Genomic DNA, 19,458 nt, shown 5'->3' on the forward strand with positions numbered 1-19,458 from the left:
TTATTGGACACTAATCCTAGCCCCATTGAACAATTTGGCTTCGGCCGATATAATATATTGTTCCTCGGCGGAAAGTCCTGACAATACTTCTACACTATCACCATAAGTCCTGCCCAACCGCAACCAGCGTAAAAGTGCCGTGTTGCTCTCACTAACCGTATACACCCCGGATAATTGTCCGTTGTGCACTACCGCCTCTAGAGGAATAAGCACTCTATTGGTATTCTCTTTTTTTGCAGTAGGAAATTGTACAGTGGCATACATTCCAGAAAGTAGTTTGGAATTGGACTCGTCCAACATTACTTTAACCATATACTGTCCTCCCGTATTTTTGGCCGATGTACTCACTTCCGTTACTGTTCCCTTGAAGGATTCGTTCAGGGTCTTGATCAATACTTCCACTTCCGAACCCGACTTGATCTCTAGAATTTCCGATTCCGGTACCATGGCCAATACCTGAAAATTACCCGGGCTTTCTACTTCCACTAAGGGCATTCCTGGATTTGCCATATCCCCAACATTAATAAATTTGTTGGTGACCACTCCGTTAAAAGGAGCCCGTATATTACTATATGAAAATTGGGCGTTTACCTCGTTCTTCATTTGTTTGGCCCCTTCCAATCTGGCCTTGGCCATGTTGTAGTTGGCCGTAATATCGTCCAGTTCCTTTTGAGAAGCACTGTTCTCGTTAAACAGGGCTGTATACCTGTTATAATCTTTTTCAGCATTGTTAAAAGCAGCAGTTGCTTCGGTAATACCGGCATTTACCTGGGCCAACTTGGCAGATATATCTGCATTGTTTATACTTATCAATTGCTGTCCTTTAGTAACTTTATCCCCTACCTGCACGTAAATTTTATCTACATAACCCATCATTCGGGTACTAATATTGGCACTGTTTACCGCCTCTATCTTTCCGCTAGCGGATAGGAACGGACTGCTGTTCCCTTCAGAAACCGTGCTAACTTCAACGGCCACGGCAGGAGAATTGTCCGCCACAATTTTTTTATCATCACTTCCACAACTGCTAATCGTTATGGCAAGGATAAATAGTGCTGCTACGTATAATTTTGTCATCATGTTTTTCTTTTAATTTATAATGTTGGATGCAAGTATTACTTTTTATAGTTTCTTATATTGATTAACTGTATGCTTTTATTCCTTGGTTAAAAATTTTACATAGGCCAAGGCGTAATTATAATTGAAAATAGTGGTGTAATATTCCAATCTCTTCTGGGAAAATTGGGTTTCTGTATTTAATAGATCGGTCGTTTTCTCCAACCCTTGTTTAAATCTATTGGTACGGATGCGGAGGGATTCTTCCGACTGTTGCAATGCCAAGGATGTAAGCTCCAAATTGTTTTTGGCATCTTGAAGCAAACGCATGGCCCTATTCAACTCTACCTGACTCTCTGCTTTATATTGATGCAGTTCCAGTTTGGATTTTTCAAATTCGGCCCTACTTTTTTGGACCTTTCCAAAACGTTTGCTGCCTTCAAAAATGTTCCATTTTAATTCTGCCCCGATCAGGTATCCATTGGCATTGCCCTGAAAAACTTGATCATCGTGCAATTCATAGGTCCCAAACGCATTTAAGCTAGGAAGAAAACTCATTTTATCTGCCCTGTACATTTGTTGGTATGCCTCACTGGACAAGGACATGGCTTGTAGATCCTTTCTATTCTCTGGCAATCCTTCCGTATTAATATCACTGACCACGAGGGTCAAGGAATCCGATGGTTGTAAAAGGATATAACTGTCATCGTTCATCAAAACCGATAGGTAATTGGAAACATTGTGGATATTGCTCTTAGCGTACTGCAACTGATTGTCTATTTCGGTTAGCCTAACCTTTACGGCCAAGACATCCGATTTTTGAAGATACCCCTGCTTAAAACTATTATCTGCCAAACGTTTATTTTCCAATGCCGCCTTTTTCGCCTCCTCCAATACTTTTACAGACTTATAGGCCAATTGTAACTGCATATAGGTCTTTTCCACCTCCAAGTCCATATAGTCATTTGTTCTATCAGCTTTTAGCTCCACAGCATTCAATTTGGCTTTTGCCGCCTTACGTTGAAAAATTCCGTCCAGATTTACCAAAGGCTGCTGCACTACTATGCGCGTGGCATAATCCTCGATCTGACTGGGGTTGTTTAATAAAAGGGGATTAAAATCCGCTTGGGTCAAAATTTCCTGGTTCAGTTTGGAACCAAATGCCATTAGTGGATTGGTGGTAGCAATAGCGGTATGGGAGACACTTATATTGGGCAATATCACCGCATTGGACTGATTAAAATCTCCTTTGGCGGCCAACACATCCTGTTCGGACATTTTAAGGGTATTGTTGTTTTCCCTCACTTTGGTCAACACTTCTTCCTTGCTGATCAACACTCTTTCCTGAGCGTGAACCAAGGACAAGGTTCCCAAAAAAGACAGTATATAAATGATATTCTTCATCGTTCTAATTATTTAGGACAAAATTAGGGGGAGTAAAAGGATTGCACAGTAACTAATGTTACCAAGGGATTGATCCCATTGGGATAACCAATTTTAGTTTCCTTTTTTGGTATAAAACCAATAGCTAACGCCAATGGTCCAATAGAATGTATTTTTTAGCTCTTCCTTTATAATGGTATCCTCGGTGCTAATAGTGGCACTGCTTTGGGGAAAAGACAAGGAAGGAGTAATAGAAAAAATAAATTGCTTGTGATAAAATTGCGCAGGAAGACTTAACTCCAGGTTTAAGAGATTAAACTCTGATGCCTCCTTTATTTCCACCACAGTGGAGGTAGTTGGTTCTGTAACTATGGTCCCTTTTCCTTTTCCCTTTCTGTTGCCTAAACGACTGCTACTATAATATTCCTGATAGAAATATTGTGATCCGGCATACAGGGAAATACCCGGATCCAGCAATAGCTTGTTCCCGAGAGTATAAAAGGTTCTATCCAATTTTAGTCCAGTAAAAATATCTACTGAACTTTCTTTATTAAAATATGTACTAGCCGAAAGTGTAATTTCCAGAAACTTTAAGTCATAACTTAAAACACCGGTAATATCGCCAATAACTTCGGACCTAACATTATAACTGTCCTCATTAAAAAAATAAGCGGTTCCCGATATTCCTCCACTAATCTTTGATCCGTTAAATATAAACCCTGAACTGATTAAAAAAAGATCTACCCTGTTTTCGTTGGATGCCGTCAAATATGATACTGAGGCATCTGCAAAAAACCCAGTCTTATCGTAATAGCCAATAGAAGGGAAAATATATGGGGCTGCAATAGAATCCCGCCTTCCCATAAACACAGCATCATTTATGTAGCTTACATCGGTTAGAACGTAAGATTCATTGTCATTGGATTTTTCTTGGACAGATTTTTTATTATTTTGGGACATCATCCCGGTATGAAGAGCAAAAAATATTAATGTAGATATAATTAGCCGGGATTTCATTAGATATAAATTTAAGTTCTTTACTAGAAATGGGATGTAGGAATTTCTAAATTCCTACATCCCATTGTTTTTTCTTAATTGTTGCTTTTATTCTTTTTCATAGTCATTGACTTCTTAACTCCGCTTTTCATCTTCATGTTTTTGTTTACTTTCATATTTTTTTGAACCATCATTTTACGATGTAGATATGAATTCTTAAACATGACACCATCCATATTTAAACATTCTCCATCTTGCAATTTAAGTTGTTTACGGTCTTGGTTTTGGTAGGTTCCATCAGGATTAACTAATATTCCGTCGCCGAGGTTTAATTGCTGCTGAAGACGTTTTTGTTCTTGATTTCTAATTTGATATACTTCCCCACCTATTTGCATGATCTGAAACCTATTTTGGTTACGTTCCTGCATTTGAGCCTCGGTAAGACCTTTGTTCTCCTGTTTTACTTTGTATCTGTATTGGTACTCATTGCGGTATTTAATACCATCATTGTCCAAACATTCCCCATCCTTTAGACGTAAACGATCCTTATCCCTTGTTACATAAGAACCATCAGGATTTACTACCGTTCCATCATTTAATGTTATGGGATCTTGTAGCCTTATTTGGTCGCGATCTCTAATTTGAAGCACGTCACCATCCACCAACATTAATCGATCTTGGTCCCTATCGCGCAATTGGTCTTGGTCCTGTGCATTAAGCATTATTGATCCAAATGCAATAAATACCATTGTAAAAATTATTCTTTTCATGATTTGTGTTTTATAAATTAATATGTCTAAATGTATGTTCTTTATTAATAGCATAATATGATTTAAGTCAGTTAATATGTTTTAAATCAGTAAGTTACAACTAGTGTTGTGTAACAATTGTTACACAAGAAGACCTAACTAAAGTTATTTGTGGTCAAGGAATATAGTTTAAGACAGCCAACAAGTTTAAGGTATTTGAACTGTGCCCAAAATTGGGTCGGCCAAATTATTCAGTTCTTTTTTAGGAAGTCTGTTTAATAAAATCCTTTACGGACCACACTGTTCCCGACTATCATTGATTATTAGGGTATAGTCTTCCTGTGTCAAATACTGGGGTTCATAAGTATTCCCCGAAAGTTCAATGGCATTGACAAAGCTCCTGAGATGGTTGCGGCTACCACATTGTAGGCTTTCAAATATTTGGATCATGGCACTGTTGGCCGTGGCGTCTATATAAATGGCCAAATCCACAATGTCCAAATCTTCAATGTTGGCGCCAACTTCTAAGGCGTTGGTACTAGATACACTTCCATGATTTATAAAGCCATCATATAAATCCTGAATAACCGGATCGTTAAATTCGCCATAAGGCATAAGGGTATAGGAAATATCGTATTGATCCAAAAGGCCTATAACGGCATTCATATGACTTTGTTCACTTTTCTTAATATTTGAAAATTGATTGATATTCCATAAATCCTCCAAATAGGTATAGGTGTCCCGTGCCAGCTTTTCCTCTTCCAACATATACAGTAATGCCGCATTGTCTTCACTAGTGAGGTTTGTATTTTCCAGATCCGCAACGGATGAATCATCATTGTTACAGGAGAACACTGCCAACAGTAACGGCAAGCCAAAAATGAATAAATTGATTTTTATCTGTTTAAAAAATTTCATTGCTAATAGATTTAAATTACATAAGCAATATCCAACATATTAAACAGATATACAGCCACTTAAGTTACACAAGCCTCAGCCTTGAAATATAAAGGAATGTTAAATTTTTTTGGAAGATTTTCTAAATTTCAGCTAGGGAAAAGCTAAATTTCAAGATTATAATTTTCCTTTGCCCAGATTAGATTTCAATTCACTACTCCGTACAAAACACATTATGGTCCGGGATAACTTATTGTGTCTTTCTGGTGCCCCCGTGACCACCTGCAACGATCAACATAATTTTTATACTCAACCAAATGAATTTAAAAAATTGGATAATAGGGTTCATCATATAAAAACGCTTGGATTTTGATATTCTTCGTGTCATTTTTTTAATTTTTGGGTTAACGGGTATTTTTAATTGCCATTTGGCGTTCCTAAATTTAGTAGGAAGGGCTTTTATTCTGGAACCAACCACCAAAAAGGTCTCATTTTGGCCTTATAAAGAAAGGCATAGTGCAAGGCCAATTTAAGCCAATGACCGGCCAGACCAATTTCCCCAAAGGTTTTCCCCAGTTGCCGTCCCTGGGTATCAGGGTACTTGTTATAATCGGGAACTATGGGAAAAGTGGTTATACTAATTCCGCTTCCCTTGGTCATTCCATAACCAGCTGAGGCTATACATGCGGCACCCATGTTGCCCATGGATCCCCGGTGACGCAGGGAGGTCTTGCCATTCTTTATGGTATCTATAATATTATCGGCCACCAACTTTGCGGTTATGCCAGACGGCATCCCAGTTCTTGGGGGCGATGGGGAAATAGCCGTTCCATTTTTACTTACCCTGGGTTTTGATATAGCATGCGGGGGAGCAAAAGCTATGCCCGGGGCAAAGATATTGGGGTAGGACGGATTCTGATAGGTCTCCGGCCAATCCTGAACGGACCATTCCTCATAGGGTTTAGGGGTATAGTCGGCATCTACGATCATAAAGCCTTTAAACAATTTTTCCGTAATATCTTGGTCGTTCTTATCGAAGGCCTTAAAGCCATGGCCAGAAAAAGCGGGGATAAGCATGGCAAAATCGTATGTTTCCTTATGGTATTCCCCATCCAAAGTTTCATAATGTGCCACTCCATCTTCAATTTTATTTACCCCGGCACCAATGATCCATTTTATGCCACGATCTTCAAAAACCATTTCTACCATTTCGCTCGACTTCATTATGTTGTTGCCATAGCTCAAAAGCATCCCATCCATTCCAAAATCTCCCAGATGCGGCTCATTGGCAATCCAGACCAATTCTGCCATATCCCGGACCTTGTGCCGTCTTAATTCCTGTTCTACATTTAAAATGTACTCAAAAGCAGCACCTTGGCAGGTAGACTTGGCATGGCCGGTACCAATCAATATTTTGGCCTTTTTACCTTGTTTCATCTGCTGAATTAAATCATCAAGAGCCTTCCAAGCCTGGTTGGCGTGATGGTAGGTGCAAACGGAATAGGCCTTGTTGGTGCCAGGTACCAGACCCTCCGTCATATCAAAGGCCAGTTTGGGACCTGTTGCATTGATCAGATAATCGTAGGTAACCTTTTCCTGTTTCCCTTTTTGGTCCTCCGTAACATATTCCACCATAACAAAAGGTTTTTCCACTTCCTTATCGCCTTCGGGATGAAAGGTGACCACCTTTGCCTGTTTATACCCTATTTTTTTCTTTTTATAAAGTGGAGCCAACGGAAAAATAATGTCCTTTGGTTCCATTCTTCCAATTCCTATCCAAATATTGGAAGGGATCCATTGGTAATTGCTATTGGGGGATACCACTAAAACTTCGTGTTCTTTGGGGAGTTTTCTACGGAGGTGCGCTGCGGCCACATGACCAGAGATTCCAGCACCCAAAATAACTATTTTTGACATTGCGATTGGATTTATTTAAAGATAAATTTAGTACATAGCTCAACTACTTAACATGATTATTATCAGTATGTTAAATATTCTAACCACTATAAATTTGAAACTTTAAAATCTATTCCACAGCAACATTTGTTACAGAGGGAAAAGGTACTTTAATTGGAAATGGAATATTATCAAATCGTTGTGCTCAGTGTGTAGATAATAGTTGCAATTAGGCCCAATAAAAATATGCCTACGGATATGGTCACAAGTTTTTGTTTCATAGAAATAATTTTACCTAAAAAATAAAGGTCGGTGACCATTTCATCATAAACGCTCTGACCGCTTACCATTATGCGTTCAAATTCCTGTTTAAATTCGTCCAGGGATAAGGAAGAAAAATTCTCGGCGTACAAGGTACCCTTGTAGCCACTTTTCCTATATTTTTTGCCGAAATACCGATGGGGCAACATACACAACAAAGCGAATATCATGGACAACATACTACTGATCACCAATATTTTGGTGCCTGTATTTATATTTAACTCACCGGTTCCTGTATTGATGAACCGGATTCCCAATAACAAGGACGTAATTATGGAATTCACGGTCAAAACGATCCTAGCCTTGTTATCCACCATTTTTAGCAGATTGTAATGGTTTCTAGAAAGCGTTTTAAAAAGTGTTTGTACGCCACGGGCATCATATTTATGGCGTTTCCCTTTTCGTAGATCTGCCTTTGTCAAACTGTTTACTTCCTTTTCCATAACCTATAATTTTGTACGGCATAATTGACCCGCTTCTAAAAGTATCTTATTGATTTTTCCAGGGCTTATTTCCATCTCATTTAAATGATAGGGTTCCTTAACAAGTTCTTTCACCAAAATAATATTTTTTGCTATCAACTGATTCTTTTCTTTTTTGGTCAAAGTAGTAAGTACGGTGATTGGGTATAGTCCGTAAGCATCTATATTGGCTTTCATTCCATTGTTTTTAGGGTAATTCCAGCTCATTAAGGTCAGCCCAATGCATTTGCCATAGTTTACGGCGTCTATTGTAAATCGGGTATTGGTAACCAACCAACCTTGCTTTAAATGGGTCGTCTTCTTGGGGTCGAAATTCCATTGTTGTTGCACGTCCAAAAATCTTGAATTGATGTATAACGGCACCTGTACATTGCTAACGTCCTTTGGATGGGAATGGAACTTGCATTCTATGGCATAGGTATTCCTGTCCTTCTCGGCCAAAACGTCTATTTCATGGGTTACACATTTCCCGTTTAGGACTACGCTGACCGTGGCATGGTATCCCTTTTCCATCAAAAGCGCGGCTATTAAACGTTCAAAAGGGAATCCTGTTGGTCCCAGTTCGAAAATGCCTTTTTTTAATAGGTATTTGGATGCGGAAATCCTGTCGTATTTTTTTAATAGGGGAAAAACTTTATTATGGACTTCTTTGGATGATATCCCGTCATATAGTTGCGGTATTACCTGCGAGATGATAGAATCGATTTCATCACTCGATACATCACAGTTTCTTAAAGAATCTTTCAGTTTTCTAGAAGAAAACGGTTCCAGGTTCCCCGAACTTTTTTTGATCGTAATCTGCTTTTCCTCCATGTCTTTTTCATTTAAGTTTAAAACCTTAGCAATTCTGTCATTATACCGAAACGAACCACATCCAATCGATGTTGAAAATAGATGTTGTAATAATCCATACCATGGTAATAGCGAACAAAGAACCCGATATCCTCCAAAAACTTTGGATGGTAGTAAAAGGTGAGGCTCGCATTAAGGCGTTTTATGTTGAAGGTGTCCCAATCATTTAGGCTGTCCAAACTCCATATAGTTTCTGCCTTTAAAGAAAAATTGGCCTTTATGGACCCTCTAGGACCCATTTTTAAAGGAAGTTTATAGGCCAAAAATGAATTGTGCCAGCGCAATCCACTATATTGTCCATGCAGTTCTTGGAGCATCCAGCTTCTGGGATGCACTTCCAATGAGGTTTTAAATATCTTTTCTGCCTTCAAATTACTGCTGTAGTCCGTTTTTACCCAGCCCATTTCAAAAAAATTGGTGGCGAAGTTTCCAGCTTGTAGATTGATGTTTCCGTCGGCATCGTAAAAACTACCGTCCTGTCCGTTGGAATGATGCCCCATTTTTACAAAGATGGTAGACTGGTCTGCTGAATTCTTTGCACCAACCAAATAATAGGCGGAAATCTGGGGAATGTAGCTAGGTGTCTTCACGGGATAAGAATCCTCGTTGTACATTCGGATCGTAATTTGAGCGGTGAGTACGGCCATTAATCTGGAATCCTTTCGTTTTCGGACCACAAAACTGGGGTTAACATTGGCCTCGAACATCAAGGGTTCCAAATTGCCAATATCCGTGGGAAAAGTAATAAAACTATCACCTTGATTCACCTGGGCTATTTTAGCTAGGTTAAATTGAGGCAAGCTGTCCGTTATCCCTTGCGCAGGGGATTTACAAACAAAGAGACTCAACAAGATCATTATTAGGAAAATCCTTTTCATTTATTTTTTTTCCCCAAACCACCAAGTAGGATTTTGAGGCTTTTTTACCAGTTTAAACCTTTCAATGGCGTGGGTTTTTATATGATTTGCCATCTCTTCAACAGAGTCGGTTACAAACAATAACTCCATGTCTTTAGGGCTTATACTTTCGTTCTTTGCCATAATTCTTATGTGTTCACAGAGCTCTTTATGGTATTCGGATCCGAAAATGACCACGGGGAAATTTTGAATCATCTTGGTCTGTATCAGGGTTATGGATTCGAAGAGTTCATCCAAGGTACCCATTCCCCCAGGCATAACCACAAAGGCATAGGAGTATTTGATCAACAAGAACTTCCGTACAAAAAAATACCTAATGTTGATCCATTTGTGCAGATAGAGATTAGGTTTTTGTTCAAAGGGCAGTATTATATTACAGCCTACGGAATAACCTCCCGCCTCATAAGCCCCTTTATTTGCAGCTTCCATAATTCCCGGTCCGCCACCCGTCATTACCGTAAATCCCATATTGGCCAATGCCGCTCCAACCTGTTCTGCCTTTTTGTAAAAAGGATTACTATTGTCAAATCTGGCGGATCCAAAAACCGTTACGCAAGGACCTATAAAGTGCATTTTCCTAAATGCCCTGATAAAACTATATTGTACCCTAAAGGTGAAAAGCAGTTCTTTAAACCTGGAGAGCGGTCCGGATAGAAAACGGGATTCTTCCGGCTGTAATCGGTTGTGGTTGTGGTTGTTTTCCATTAACTTGTTTTTTTATAACTGATTACTGCCAAAGCATTCATGGCAATGGCGAATAAGAATGTCTTTAATACTTGTGGATAAATATCGGACAGGCCGGCCCCTTTTAGCATCACCATTCTCATGACCTCCACATAATATTTAATAGGATTGAATTCAGTTAACAACTGCGCCCATTGCGGCATACTTTCGATGGGCGTGAACAAACCGCTCATTAAAATAAAAATGACCATAAAAAACCAGGCTATAAACATGGCCTGTTGCTGAGTATCGGTAAAATTGGAAATAAAGAGGCCCATGCCCAAAATCACCAAAATGTAGATAATGGTATAGAGATACATTAAGGTTAGGCTTCCAACAATTGGAATCTGAAACAACATTTTAGAGATGATCAAACCCACGGTCAACAATACCATGCCCAAAACCAAAAAAGGAAATAATTTTCCAATAATAAACTGGTATTTTTTTATTGGGGTAACATTAATTTGCTCCAAAGTACCTATTTCCTTCTCCCGAACAATGTTCATACCTGAAAGGAATAGGGTAATCATTGTTACCAATAGAACCAATATTCCGGGCACCATAAAAGTTTTATAATTTAAGGTCTCATTATACCAAAAGGAAGGAATGGTTTCAATATTCTGCGGCTGGTTTCCCAAATTGTTAAACAGGAATAATTCCACTTGTGCCTTTTTAGTGAACTGTTGTACAATTTGATTGATATATACATTTTCTACTCCGGCAGCGGCACCATCTATGGCATTGATTATAACGGACAGATCCGCTTTTTTATTTTTAAGTAATTGCCTTTCAAAATAAGACGGAATCTCTAAAATCACATCCACTTTCCCTTCCAACATTGCCTTACTCGCCAGTTTTTCCGATGGAAAGTCGGTCATCACATTAAAATAAGAGGAAGCTTCAAATTTTTCCACTAGTTCCCGTGAAAGGGAAGTTTTATCATTATCAACAAAGGCAAACTTTATATTTTTCACTTCAAAAGTTGCCGCATTGGATAGGATGATCAGTTGGATCAATGGCAAAACAAAAATAATAGGGAGCATCGCCTTATTTCTAAAGATCTGTTTAAATTCCTTTTGGATGATATAGCGGATGATGTTCATATTCTTTTTTGTAATACGCATTTAAAAAAGTGAGTTGTCTAAGCTATGTGGTCCAGTCGAGCGCAGTCGAGACCTCACTTTAAAAATCTATTCGTCTAAAACCTCTCGACTGCGCTCGAGGAGACAGAAACATTAACTTTAATTAATTGGTAATCAATGGCTTTAAATTTATTTTTAAGGCTTTGACTACTTGCCAAATTTCTTTCACTCCAATCTTATTTTATATTTTTTTACGCTCAAGGCAATAAAAAATATGGTCATCCCAATCAATATTAAGGTTTCTTTCCACACGTAGGCCAATCCAACTCCTTTAAGCATAATTCCTTTTAAAATCATTATAAACCATTTGGCAGGAATTATATTACTGATCAATTGCAAGGGCAAAGGCATACTGGAGATGGGAAAAATAAATCCCGACAGTAATATAACCGGCAGCATGAGCCCCATTAAAGAAATCATCATTGCCGTTTGTTGTGTGGAGGATATTGTGGAAATCAAAATCCCGAGCGACAGGGCATTTACTATAAATAAGGTACTCTCCGCCCCTAATAAAAACAGACTGCCCTGCACTGGCATTTTAAAAACAAAAATGCTCAAAAGAATAATAACTGCAGCGTTTATGATGGAAAGCAAAATATATGGAACTACCTTGCCCACAATAACTTGAATTGGGTTTAAGGGGGACACCAACAAAATCTCCATAGTTCCCAATTCTTTCTCCTTGGTAATGGATATTGAGGTCATCATGGCCGATACCAACATTAAGATTATGGTCATAACCCCAGGCACAAACATATATACACTTTTTAGTTCCGGATTAAACACCATTCTTGTTTTTGGCACTATTTGGTAAGGCATGTTTAAACCTTTATTTAATTCCTGTTGGTAATTCTGTAAAATAGACCCTACATAATTGCTAATGGTATTCGCTGTATTGGGGTCCGTAGCATCGGTAAGAATTTGAACGGTAGCTTTTTTTTGGGTGACCAAGTTTTTGCCAAAATCCTTTTCAAAATTGAGTACCGCTTTTATCTTCCCTTTTTTAAAAGTGGATTCGATCTCATCTTCATGGCTTATAAACCCTTTGATACTGAAATATTTCGAAGTCGCTATTTTATTTATGATCTCTTTCGTATTAACATCTTTGGAGTGATCCAAAATGGCGATATCCACATTATTGATCTCGTTGGTAATGGCAAAACCAAAAAGCATCACCTGCACTATGGGCATGCCGAACAAGATAAACAGGGAACGCCTGTCCCTTAAAATATGGTAAAATTCTTTTTTGATGAATCCTATAAATCTGTTCATTTCTCCCTAATTATTCTATATTCCTCGCCAATTTCAGGAATACCTGATTCATAGAATCTACTTGAAACTGACGTTTGAGATTCTTTGGCGTGTCCAAAGCCTCTATCTTTCCGGCTACCATGATGGATACCCGATCACAATATTCGGCCTCGTCCATATAATGGGTAGTTACAAAAATGGTAACCCCTCTATTGGCTTCCATATAGATCATTTCCCAAAATTGGCGCCTGGTTATGGGGTCGACTCCTCCCGTGGGTTCATCCAAAAAAACAATTTTTGGATTGTGGAGCAGGGCAACTGAAAAGGCTACTTTTTGTTTCCAACCCAAGGGGAGGGAACCTACCAAGGAATCGGCCATATCATGCAATCCCAATTCATTGATCATGGCCTGGGATTTTTCTTTGATGTCCGCAGATGACAAGCCATATATCCCCCCAAAAAAGACAATATTTTCCTTAATGGTCAAATCATTGTACAGGGAGAAGCGTTGGCTCATGTACCCAATATTCCTTTTTACCTGTTCGGCCTCTGTAAGCACGTTATATCCGGCCACGGTGGCGGCACCATGTGTAGGTTTGGAAATACCGATCAACATTTTCATAGCCGTTGTCTTTCCAGCACCATTGGCTCCCAAAAATCCAAAAACCTCTCCTTTTTCCACCTCAAAAGAGATGTTATTGACTGCGGTGAAATCCCCGAACATTTTGGTCAAATTCTGAACCTGTATCATATTATCTTTTGTCATCTATTCATGTGCTTTTGATAGATCCATAAAGGTATCCTCAATAGTTGCTACGGTCTCTTTAACCTCAATCTCCTTATGATGTCTTTCCGCCAAATACTTGGTTAGATCCATTGACCTAAAAACTTCGGACTTAGGGGTAAAATGTAGGTATTCTCCAAAGGGATAGGCGCTATGTGTATCCGGGTAAATTCTTAAGTCTTCGATTAATTGATAGGTGTTGGAACTACGTACCTTATAAATTTTCTTTGGGAACGAAGCAATAATTGCTTCGGGTGTGTTTATCTGCAGTATTTTTCCGTTGGTAATCAAGGCAATTCTATCACAAAGTTCGGCTTCGTCCATATACGGCGTAGATACCAAAATAGTAATGTCCTTTTGCTGTAACCGTTTTAACATCTCCCAAAACTCTTTACGCGAAACGGGATCTACCCCTGTAGTAGGCTCATCTAAAAACAACACCTTGGGTTTATGGATCAAAGCGCAGCAGAGAGCCAGTTTTTGTTTCATCCCACCCGATAATTTTCCAGCCCTACGGGCTTTAAAAGGTTCTATTTGGATATAAATGTCCTTGATCAAATCATAATTCTCCTCTATAGTAGTTCCAAAAATAGTAGCGAAAAAATTAAGATTCTCTTCAACGGTAAGGTCTTGGTATAAGGAAAACCTACCTGGCATATAGCCCACATGATTTCTAATATCCTTGTACTGTTTTTGGACATCGTAACCTGCCACTGAAGCCTTACCCCCATCCTGAATCAATAAGGTGGTCAAGATTCGAAAAAGGGTTGTCTTCCCTGCTCCGTCCGGACCGATCAAACCAAACAGTTCCCCTGGCTTTACCTCAAAGGAAATATCATCCAAAGCTTTTACTTTGTTGTACGATTTGCTGATATTGTTTAGAATGATGCTCATTTTCCTTAGCGTTCAATAAGAATTAACCGTTATATATTAGTCAAAATAGGTGTAATAGCTTTTTAAGTGCCCATTTATACTTTCCTTAATTTTTGCACCCGTTTCGGTGTCATCAGTTTTTTGCAATAGTTCAATCTTTTGAATCAACGGATGTAAAAATACATGCAGATTATCGTGCGATGCTCCGGTCATGGTGCATTCCTTAACAATGTTATTTTTAACCCTGTTTAAACCATTTCCCAAATTTCTGTAGTCTTCCACAGAAATGGTTTTGGTTTCCGCTACGAGTTTGGCCATATCTGCTACCCCTGAGGTAGTTTCCAGATTAGCCTCCCATTTTGTTCCATTGTTTAGGGACATTTCCTCTATCCAACTGGTATTTAAATGTTGTTCACTTCCCGATGCTGTTTTAGTTAAATTGGTACCAGGGGACTTGGTATCCTCCTTTACCGCTTGTTTGCAGTTTATAAAGCTTAAGGATAGGATCGTTAAAAAGATAATCTTCGTTTTCATGATTCATATTTTTATATTGTTGTGTGTTGTTTTTGGAATTTTGATTAGGGTCAAAAGTATAATTGCTCCCCATATGCCAACCCTAAAAGCCATTGCCTTTATGCTTTCTACTGCTACGCTTTCATTAAAAAAGTATAAATAGCCCAATACCAATAAGTGCAATAGAAGGATTGAGATTATCATTAATTTCGACTTTCTATGTTGTTTGCCTATTTGATAGGCTACCATAATGGATATAATTCCAAGGGAAACGTTGTAGACCACCAACCAATCCAATACCCTATAATCCACGGAGCGTAACCCCAATAGGACCATGGAACCTGAGATTACGGATAGAATGCCGATAAGGCTTGCAAGTATGGTCGCTATGATCAAGGTCGTTTTCATTCTTCAGTAGTTTTTGAGGTGATCCACATTTCCGCCGGCATCCCTATTTTTAGACTACCGTCATTTTTAACCTTTACCTTTACCGCATACACTAGGTTTACACGCTCTTCCTTGGTCTGTATGATCTTGGGGGTAAATTCTGCTGATTCCGAAATCCAGCTAATCTCGCCGGGGTATGATTTCATCTCCTCGCCTGCATCAATTTTTACACTTACCTCTTGCCCAATTTTCAGTTTGGATAATTGGTTTTCACTGATATAGACCCTTAAGATCATATCTTCCAAGTCGGCAATTTTATATAGGGGCTTTCCAAATGCAGTAATTTCATTGGGCTCTGCATATTTTACCAGGACTGTTCCCCTCAACGGATTTTGAATTATGCTTTTATTGATCTGGTCCTCAATTTGCCGTATTTGTATCTCTATACTTTTTATCTCATTGATAATGGGCGAATTTTGAGTTTCCACACTCTTAATCTGTTCTTTGATAATGTTGATCTGTCCATTAATGTCGTCCAATTGTTTGGTAGTTGCAGCTTTTGCCTCCAATAGGTTCTCTATCCTAGATTTATCATTTTGGGCCACTTTTAATTGTTCCTTAAGAACTTCGCGTTGTGATAGCACGTTTCTGGATTTTGAAAAAATAGTGTTTTTGGAAGCCAACAACTGGTCTCGCTTTAGGGAGAGCTGAACGGTGTCTATAACCCCAACAACCTTATTTTGGCCCAGCACAATGCCTTCCTCCGCATCCAGGAACAAAATTTTTCCATTGGCCTCGGCGGAAATAGTTATTTCCGTAGCTTCAAAATTACCGTAACCATCTGCCTTACCCCCGTTGCCGGTGCATGAACCTAAAAGGCTTATAAGAAGGCTTGTCAATATTAAATATGGATGTTTCATTTTATTCAGGTATTGTTATTTATCAGTTATTGTAATAGCTTCCTTTAGTAATTTCGTATTGAATTTTGTGCAATAGCAATTGTGTTTCGTGTAGATTTAAATTGCTTTTTGCCTCATATAAATTTGTGAATTCGGTAATATAGGCCGATGCTGTAATTACACCGTTGTTCAATTGGGATTCCGCTGTTTTTAGGATATCTTCCCGTAGTACTATAATCTCCCTATCGGTGAAAATCAAGGCATCGATCTTATCAATTTCAGACTTGAGTTTTACCAATTCCAAATTGTTGTTCAGTTCAAAAGTTTCTTTTTGGGTATCTATTATTTCCTTGTTGATTTCAAGGGATTGTTTCTCGGTCCTGGTCTTGTTCCAGTCAAAGATGTTCAGATTCAATTTTAAACCTGCCATATAGAAGGTTTTAAAAGAATTGTCCAACATATTCAGCCCCGGATTGCCATAACCCCCTTGGGCAAAAGCATTGATTTTTGGGAGATTGGTCTTTGAAATTAGTTTGGAGGAAAAATCTATCTGTTCCTTTTGAAGGTCGAAAAGCTGAATTTCTGGTCGCTCGGATTGGGTTTCCGACATAAAAACGGCAGGTCTTTCAAGGTTTACATTGGACGATAATTCCATGCCAATAAGTAAGGACAAGCGTTGTACCAACTCCAATTTATTGTACCTCAACTCCGTGAACTGCTGTCTTAGTTTTAGGAGTTCCGCTTCCAGTGTTTTTTCAGAAGACCCCAACAAAGTCCCATATTTTACGCCGGCCTTAACATCTTCTAAACGAGCCTTTAATTGCTCTTCCTTGGCTTGGAGCAATGCCTGGTTCTCCTGAAGCAATAAGACCGATAAGTAGATGGAATTGACCTGGCTTTTTAATCCGTAGAGGCTCACTTCCAACTGCTGTTGGTTTACCTTTGAGGCTGCCTCCTTCACCTTGGATGAAGCATTGATCAAACCTCCGTTATAAATCATTTGGTTTACATCCAAGGTGGCGCGATATTGGTCCTTATTGGGAGGTTCTAAGGTTACATTCGGAAGCTCGATCGGCAAACTTGTTACATCGGACTGGTACGTGGCCTGAGCGTTCAGGTCCATTTTGGGCAAATACCCCGTTCTTAAGGCTTCAATATCCAATTGTACCTGGTTTTCCAATAATCCGGTTTGTTTGGCCAATGGGTAATTATCCGTAACAAGTTCAAAACACTCTTCCAACCTTAGGGTTTGCTGGGCCAAGGCGCCAAGTGGTATAGTGAAAATTAATATTAAAAAAAGTCTTTTCATGTGTATTTATTTATTGATTTTTAGTGGTCACACTAGCCCGACAAAGTCATTCTGGTGGGTGCAACATCCAAATAATCATTTTCCCCGTGTGTTTTAAACTAAGCAAGTATGTTTCATTTTTTAATAGAATTAATTAAAAGCTCTGGAATCAAAATTTTGCGTTCCTCCATCATGGATTTAAATTTTCTTTCATCCAAGTTCAATATTCCACAGACCAGGCCAGTCCCTACAAAGGAAAACGCGGTCAAGGAAAAAAGGTTTAGCAACAATTGTTTAGGGTCTATGGGCTTTAAAATTCCCATCTCAATTTCCTCCGCTATTTGCTTCTTAAAGCGGAAAGGGTTGGGTGCGATTTCGGAGCCAAAAAATAAATCCGCAAACTCCGGATTGTTATTTATTTCCTGAATAAGAAAGTTGGGGAGGTATGGATTCTCCATGACAAAGGAAATATAGCTATCTGTAAATTCAGTTATTTTTTCAAAAACGCTTTTATCGGAATTAAAGACCTGGTTGATATGGGGAGCAAACTTTTCAAAGGCCTGCCTAAATACCGCCTCGAACAATTTTTGCTTACTCTTGTAATAGTAGTGCAGCATGGCCTTGTTAATTTTTGCCTCATCCGCAATCTCCTGCATACGGGCTCCTGCCATACCTTTCTTTTGGAAGACGCTTATGGCCGCCTTTAATATGTTTTCTTCTGTGCTCTGATCTTTCATTAACTAAATAGTTTAACTAAATGGTTAACAAATGTACAAATTTTTTTAATTCAAAAAGGACAATGACAATATTTCTTTGTTATTTAGTTTAATTACAACCATTTATAAAATATATTTTGGGATATGGTGAGGGCTATATAAGAAACAAATTCTATACATTAAATGCTCTAAAATTCTTATTTCTTCCTAAATATCACTACACCCGATATCGAAATTAGGTACATTTTCTGCTCAAGGCAATAAGGACTTTCAACCTATATAAGGCCAAAAAAAATATCTACTTATTTTTGTCAAAAACCACACTCCATATTCCACGGACCTCATTTACATTATAGCCAACGGCCTTATCTTCCGGGTATAATTTACTTAAAGTGGCCAGAGTAGAAGGCTTGACCTGTTCGTTGGGTTTCCCATGGCATTGGAGGCACATGGCGTTTGTAGTTATAGGATAATATACCGTTACTTCTTCATTACCAGGAACTACTAAAGGATCCACTTCGATACCCGCGGCGACCTGCTCTTTAAAAGTAGCGATATATCCCAATTCCGCTTTGTTGGCCTTATTAAGTGGGTTTCTAGGTTTATCGGATACCCTTTTAATCTGGGCATTGTTCATAACAGAAATACTATCTGTTAATTCTATGGCCCGGAGGTTACAGAATTCTACCGCTCCATCCGTACCTTTTTCCTGTATGGCCTTCATTAGATTTTTCCCCAGTGCTGCTTTTGTGGCCAAGGCATAACCCAGACCTATATCCCCATAATCCGCTTGTACTCTATGTTTGGAACCTGGGCCCATTCCATTTCCCATACCTTTACCCATTCCCTTTCCTTTGCCCATTCTTCTACCATGCTCCCTCTGAAAATGTTCATCGAACCATTCAGGTTGTGCAATTTCATAGTCATACATGTATTCGGCAATCAGGTTAATGGTTTCTTCGGGATAGGGTTGATAGGGCATTATCCCAAACCGACTAAGTGCACCGGGCATTTTGGATTTTTCCTCCTGTGGATCATTGATCCAACCCACAATAGCTTTTGTGAATTGTTCCTTGGTAGTTGTTGAATCTATATAGTGCTTCTTAATGGCTACCATGGGAGGGGCAATCATGCTGACCTCTGATGCCTTTGGATTATGACATAAATAGCACTCAGTCTCAATAATCTTTTTACCGGGATGTATCTTTACCTGATCAGCCGATGAGCTTTCTGCAGTGGTTTCTAATGGTTTAGATTCCGCCTTTTTAGCCTCCTTACAGCTAACCAAGGTGATTAAAAGGATTGTCAAGAAAGATAGATTCTTCATAAAGCT

Annotated in this window: 21 protein-coding genes; all 21 read right to left on the bottom strand. The window is 38.9% G+C overall.

Annotated features, from left to right (window positions below):
- The 21 genes from LV92_RS05780 to LV92_RS05880 all read right to left on the bottom strand — a co-directional run bounded on the left by LV92_RS05780 (position 1) and on the right by LV92_RS05880 (position 19,452).
- Complete coding sequence (locus tag LV92_RS05780) at positions 1 to 1,077, bottom strand: efflux RND transporter periplasmic adaptor subunit (RefSeq protein WP_394336257.1); 1,077 nt, start codon at positions 1,075 to 1,077, stop codon at positions 1 to 3.
- A 78-nt stretch (positions 1,078 to 1,155) separates the two neighbouring features.
- Positions 1,156 to 2,460 carry a TolC family protein gene (locus LV92_RS05785; protein WP_111622695.1) on the bottom strand — a complete coding sequence of 435 codons (1,305 nt, stop codon included), beginning with the start codon at positions 2,458 to 2,460 and terminating at the stop codon, positions 1,156 to 1,158.
- A gap of 93 nt (positions 2,461 to 2,553) precedes the next feature.
- Complete coding sequence (locus LV92_RS05790) at positions 2,554 to 3,456, bottom strand: hypothetical protein (protein WP_245946273.1); 903 nt, start codon at positions 3,454 to 3,456, stop codon at positions 2,554 to 2,556.
- A gap of 74 nt (positions 3,457 to 3,530) precedes the next feature.
- A complete protein-coding gene (locus LV92_RS05795) occupies positions 3,531 to 4,205 on the bottom strand; it encodes a DUF6799 domain-containing protein (RefSeq protein ID WP_111622976.1) in 675 nt (224 codons plus the stop codon).
- A 267-nt stretch (positions 4,206 to 4,472) separates the two neighbouring features.
- Entirely contained in the window at positions 4,473 to 5,102 is a 630-nt protein-coding gene (locus tag LV92_RS05800) for a DUF2202 domain-containing protein (RefSeq protein WP_111622697.1), read from the bottom strand.
- A gap of 229 nt (positions 5,103 to 5,331) precedes the next feature.
- Positions 5,332 to 5,469: a hypothetical protein gene (locus LV92_RS21730; RefSeq protein ID WP_170126288.1), complete on the bottom strand. Its 138-nt coding sequence runs from the start codon at positions 5,467 to 5,469 to the stop codon at positions 5,332 to 5,334.
- Positions 5,470 to 5,540: 71 nt separating this feature from the next.
- A complete protein-coding gene (locus LV92_RS05810) occupies positions 5,541 to 6,998 on the bottom strand; it encodes an NAD(P)/FAD-dependent oxidoreductase (protein WP_111622699.1) in 1,458 nt (485 codons plus the stop codon).
- A 170-nt stretch (positions 6,999 to 7,168) separates the two neighbouring features.
- A complete protein-coding gene (locus LV92_RS05815) occupies positions 7,169 to 7,741 on the bottom strand; it encodes a Pycsar system effector family protein (protein ID WP_111622700.1) in 573 nt (190 codons plus the stop codon).
- A gap of 3 nt (positions 7,742 to 7,744) precedes the next feature.
- The gene (locus LV92_RS05820; RefSeq protein WP_111622701.1) at positions 7,745 to 8,593 is read right to left on the bottom strand and encodes a restriction endonuclease; all 849 of its coding nucleotides are present in this window, start codon (positions 8,591 to 8,593) and stop codon (positions 7,745 to 7,747) included.
- A 17-nt stretch (positions 8,594 to 8,610) separates the two neighbouring features.
- Positions 8,611 to 9,510: a hypothetical protein gene (locus LV92_RS05825; protein WP_245946276.1), complete on the bottom strand. Its 900-nt coding sequence runs from the start codon at positions 9,508 to 9,510 to the stop codon at positions 8,611 to 8,613.
- On the bottom strand, positions 9,511 to 10,254 hold the full coding sequence (locus LV92_RS05830) for an LOG family protein (protein WP_111622702.1): 744 nt from the start codon (positions 10,252 to 10,254) through the stop codon (positions 9,511 to 9,513).
- Entirely contained in the window at positions 10,254 to 11,375 is a 1,122-nt protein-coding gene (locus LV92_RS05835) for an ABC transporter permease (protein WP_111622978.1), read from the bottom strand. Before LV92_RS05835 ends, LV92_RS05830 begins: the two co-directional genes overlap by 1 nt.
- A gap of 204 nt (positions 11,376 to 11,579) precedes the next feature.
- Entirely contained in the window at positions 11,580 to 12,686 is a 1,107-nt protein-coding gene (locus tag LV92_RS05840; RefSeq protein WP_111622703.1) for an ABC transporter permease, read from the bottom strand.
- A 10-nt stretch (positions 12,687 to 12,696) separates the two neighbouring features.
- On the bottom strand, positions 12,697 to 13,431 hold the full coding sequence (locus LV92_RS05845) for an ABC transporter ATP-binding protein (protein ID WP_111622704.1): 735 nt from the start codon (positions 13,429 to 13,431) through the stop codon (positions 12,697 to 12,699).
- A complete protein-coding gene (locus LV92_RS05850; RefSeq protein WP_111622705.1) occupies positions 13,432 to 14,343 on the bottom strand; it encodes an ABC transporter ATP-binding protein in 912 nt (303 codons plus the stop codon).
- Between the two features lie 36 nt (positions 14,344 to 14,379).
- Positions 14,380 to 14,856: a hypothetical protein gene (locus LV92_RS05855; RefSeq protein ID WP_111622706.1), complete on the bottom strand. Its 477-nt coding sequence runs from the start codon at positions 14,854 to 14,856 to the stop codon at positions 14,380 to 14,382.
- A 3-nt stretch (positions 14,857 to 14,859) separates the two neighbouring features.
- Positions 14,860 to 15,243, bottom strand: a complete 384-nt coding sequence (locus LV92_RS05860; RefSeq protein ID WP_111622707.1) for a hypothetical protein — start codon at positions 15,241 to 15,243, stop codon at positions 14,860 to 14,862.
- Positions 15,240 to 16,142: an HlyD family secretion protein gene (locus LV92_RS05865; RefSeq protein WP_111622708.1), complete on the bottom strand. Its 903-nt coding sequence runs from the start codon at positions 16,140 to 16,142 to the stop codon at positions 15,240 to 15,242. The genes LV92_RS05860 and LV92_RS05865 overlap by 4 nt, the downstream gene beginning before the upstream one ends.
- Positions 16,143 to 16,164: 22 nt before the next feature.
- On the bottom strand, positions 16,165 to 17,430 hold the full coding sequence (locus tag LV92_RS05870) for a TolC family protein (protein WP_111622709.1): 1,266 nt from the start codon (positions 17,428 to 17,430) through the stop codon (positions 16,165 to 16,167).
- A gap of 113 nt (positions 17,431 to 17,543) precedes the next feature.
- Complete coding sequence (locus LV92_RS05875; protein WP_111622710.1) at positions 17,544 to 18,146, bottom strand: TetR/AcrR family transcriptional regulator; 603 nt, start codon at positions 18,144 to 18,146, stop codon at positions 17,544 to 17,546.
- A 277-nt stretch (positions 18,147 to 18,423) separates the two neighbouring features.
- A complete protein-coding gene (locus tag LV92_RS05880) occupies positions 18,424 to 19,452 on the bottom strand; it encodes a c-type heme family protein (protein WP_111622711.1) in 1,029 nt (342 codons plus the stop codon).
- Positions 19,453 to 19,458 lie beyond the last annotated feature (6 nt).

Source organism: Arenibacter echinorum (assembly GCF_003259375.1).
In the GTDB taxonomy this organism is placed as follows: domain Bacteria; phylum Bacteroidota; class Bacteroidia; order Flavobacteriales; family Flavobacteriaceae; genus Arenibacter; species Arenibacter echinorum.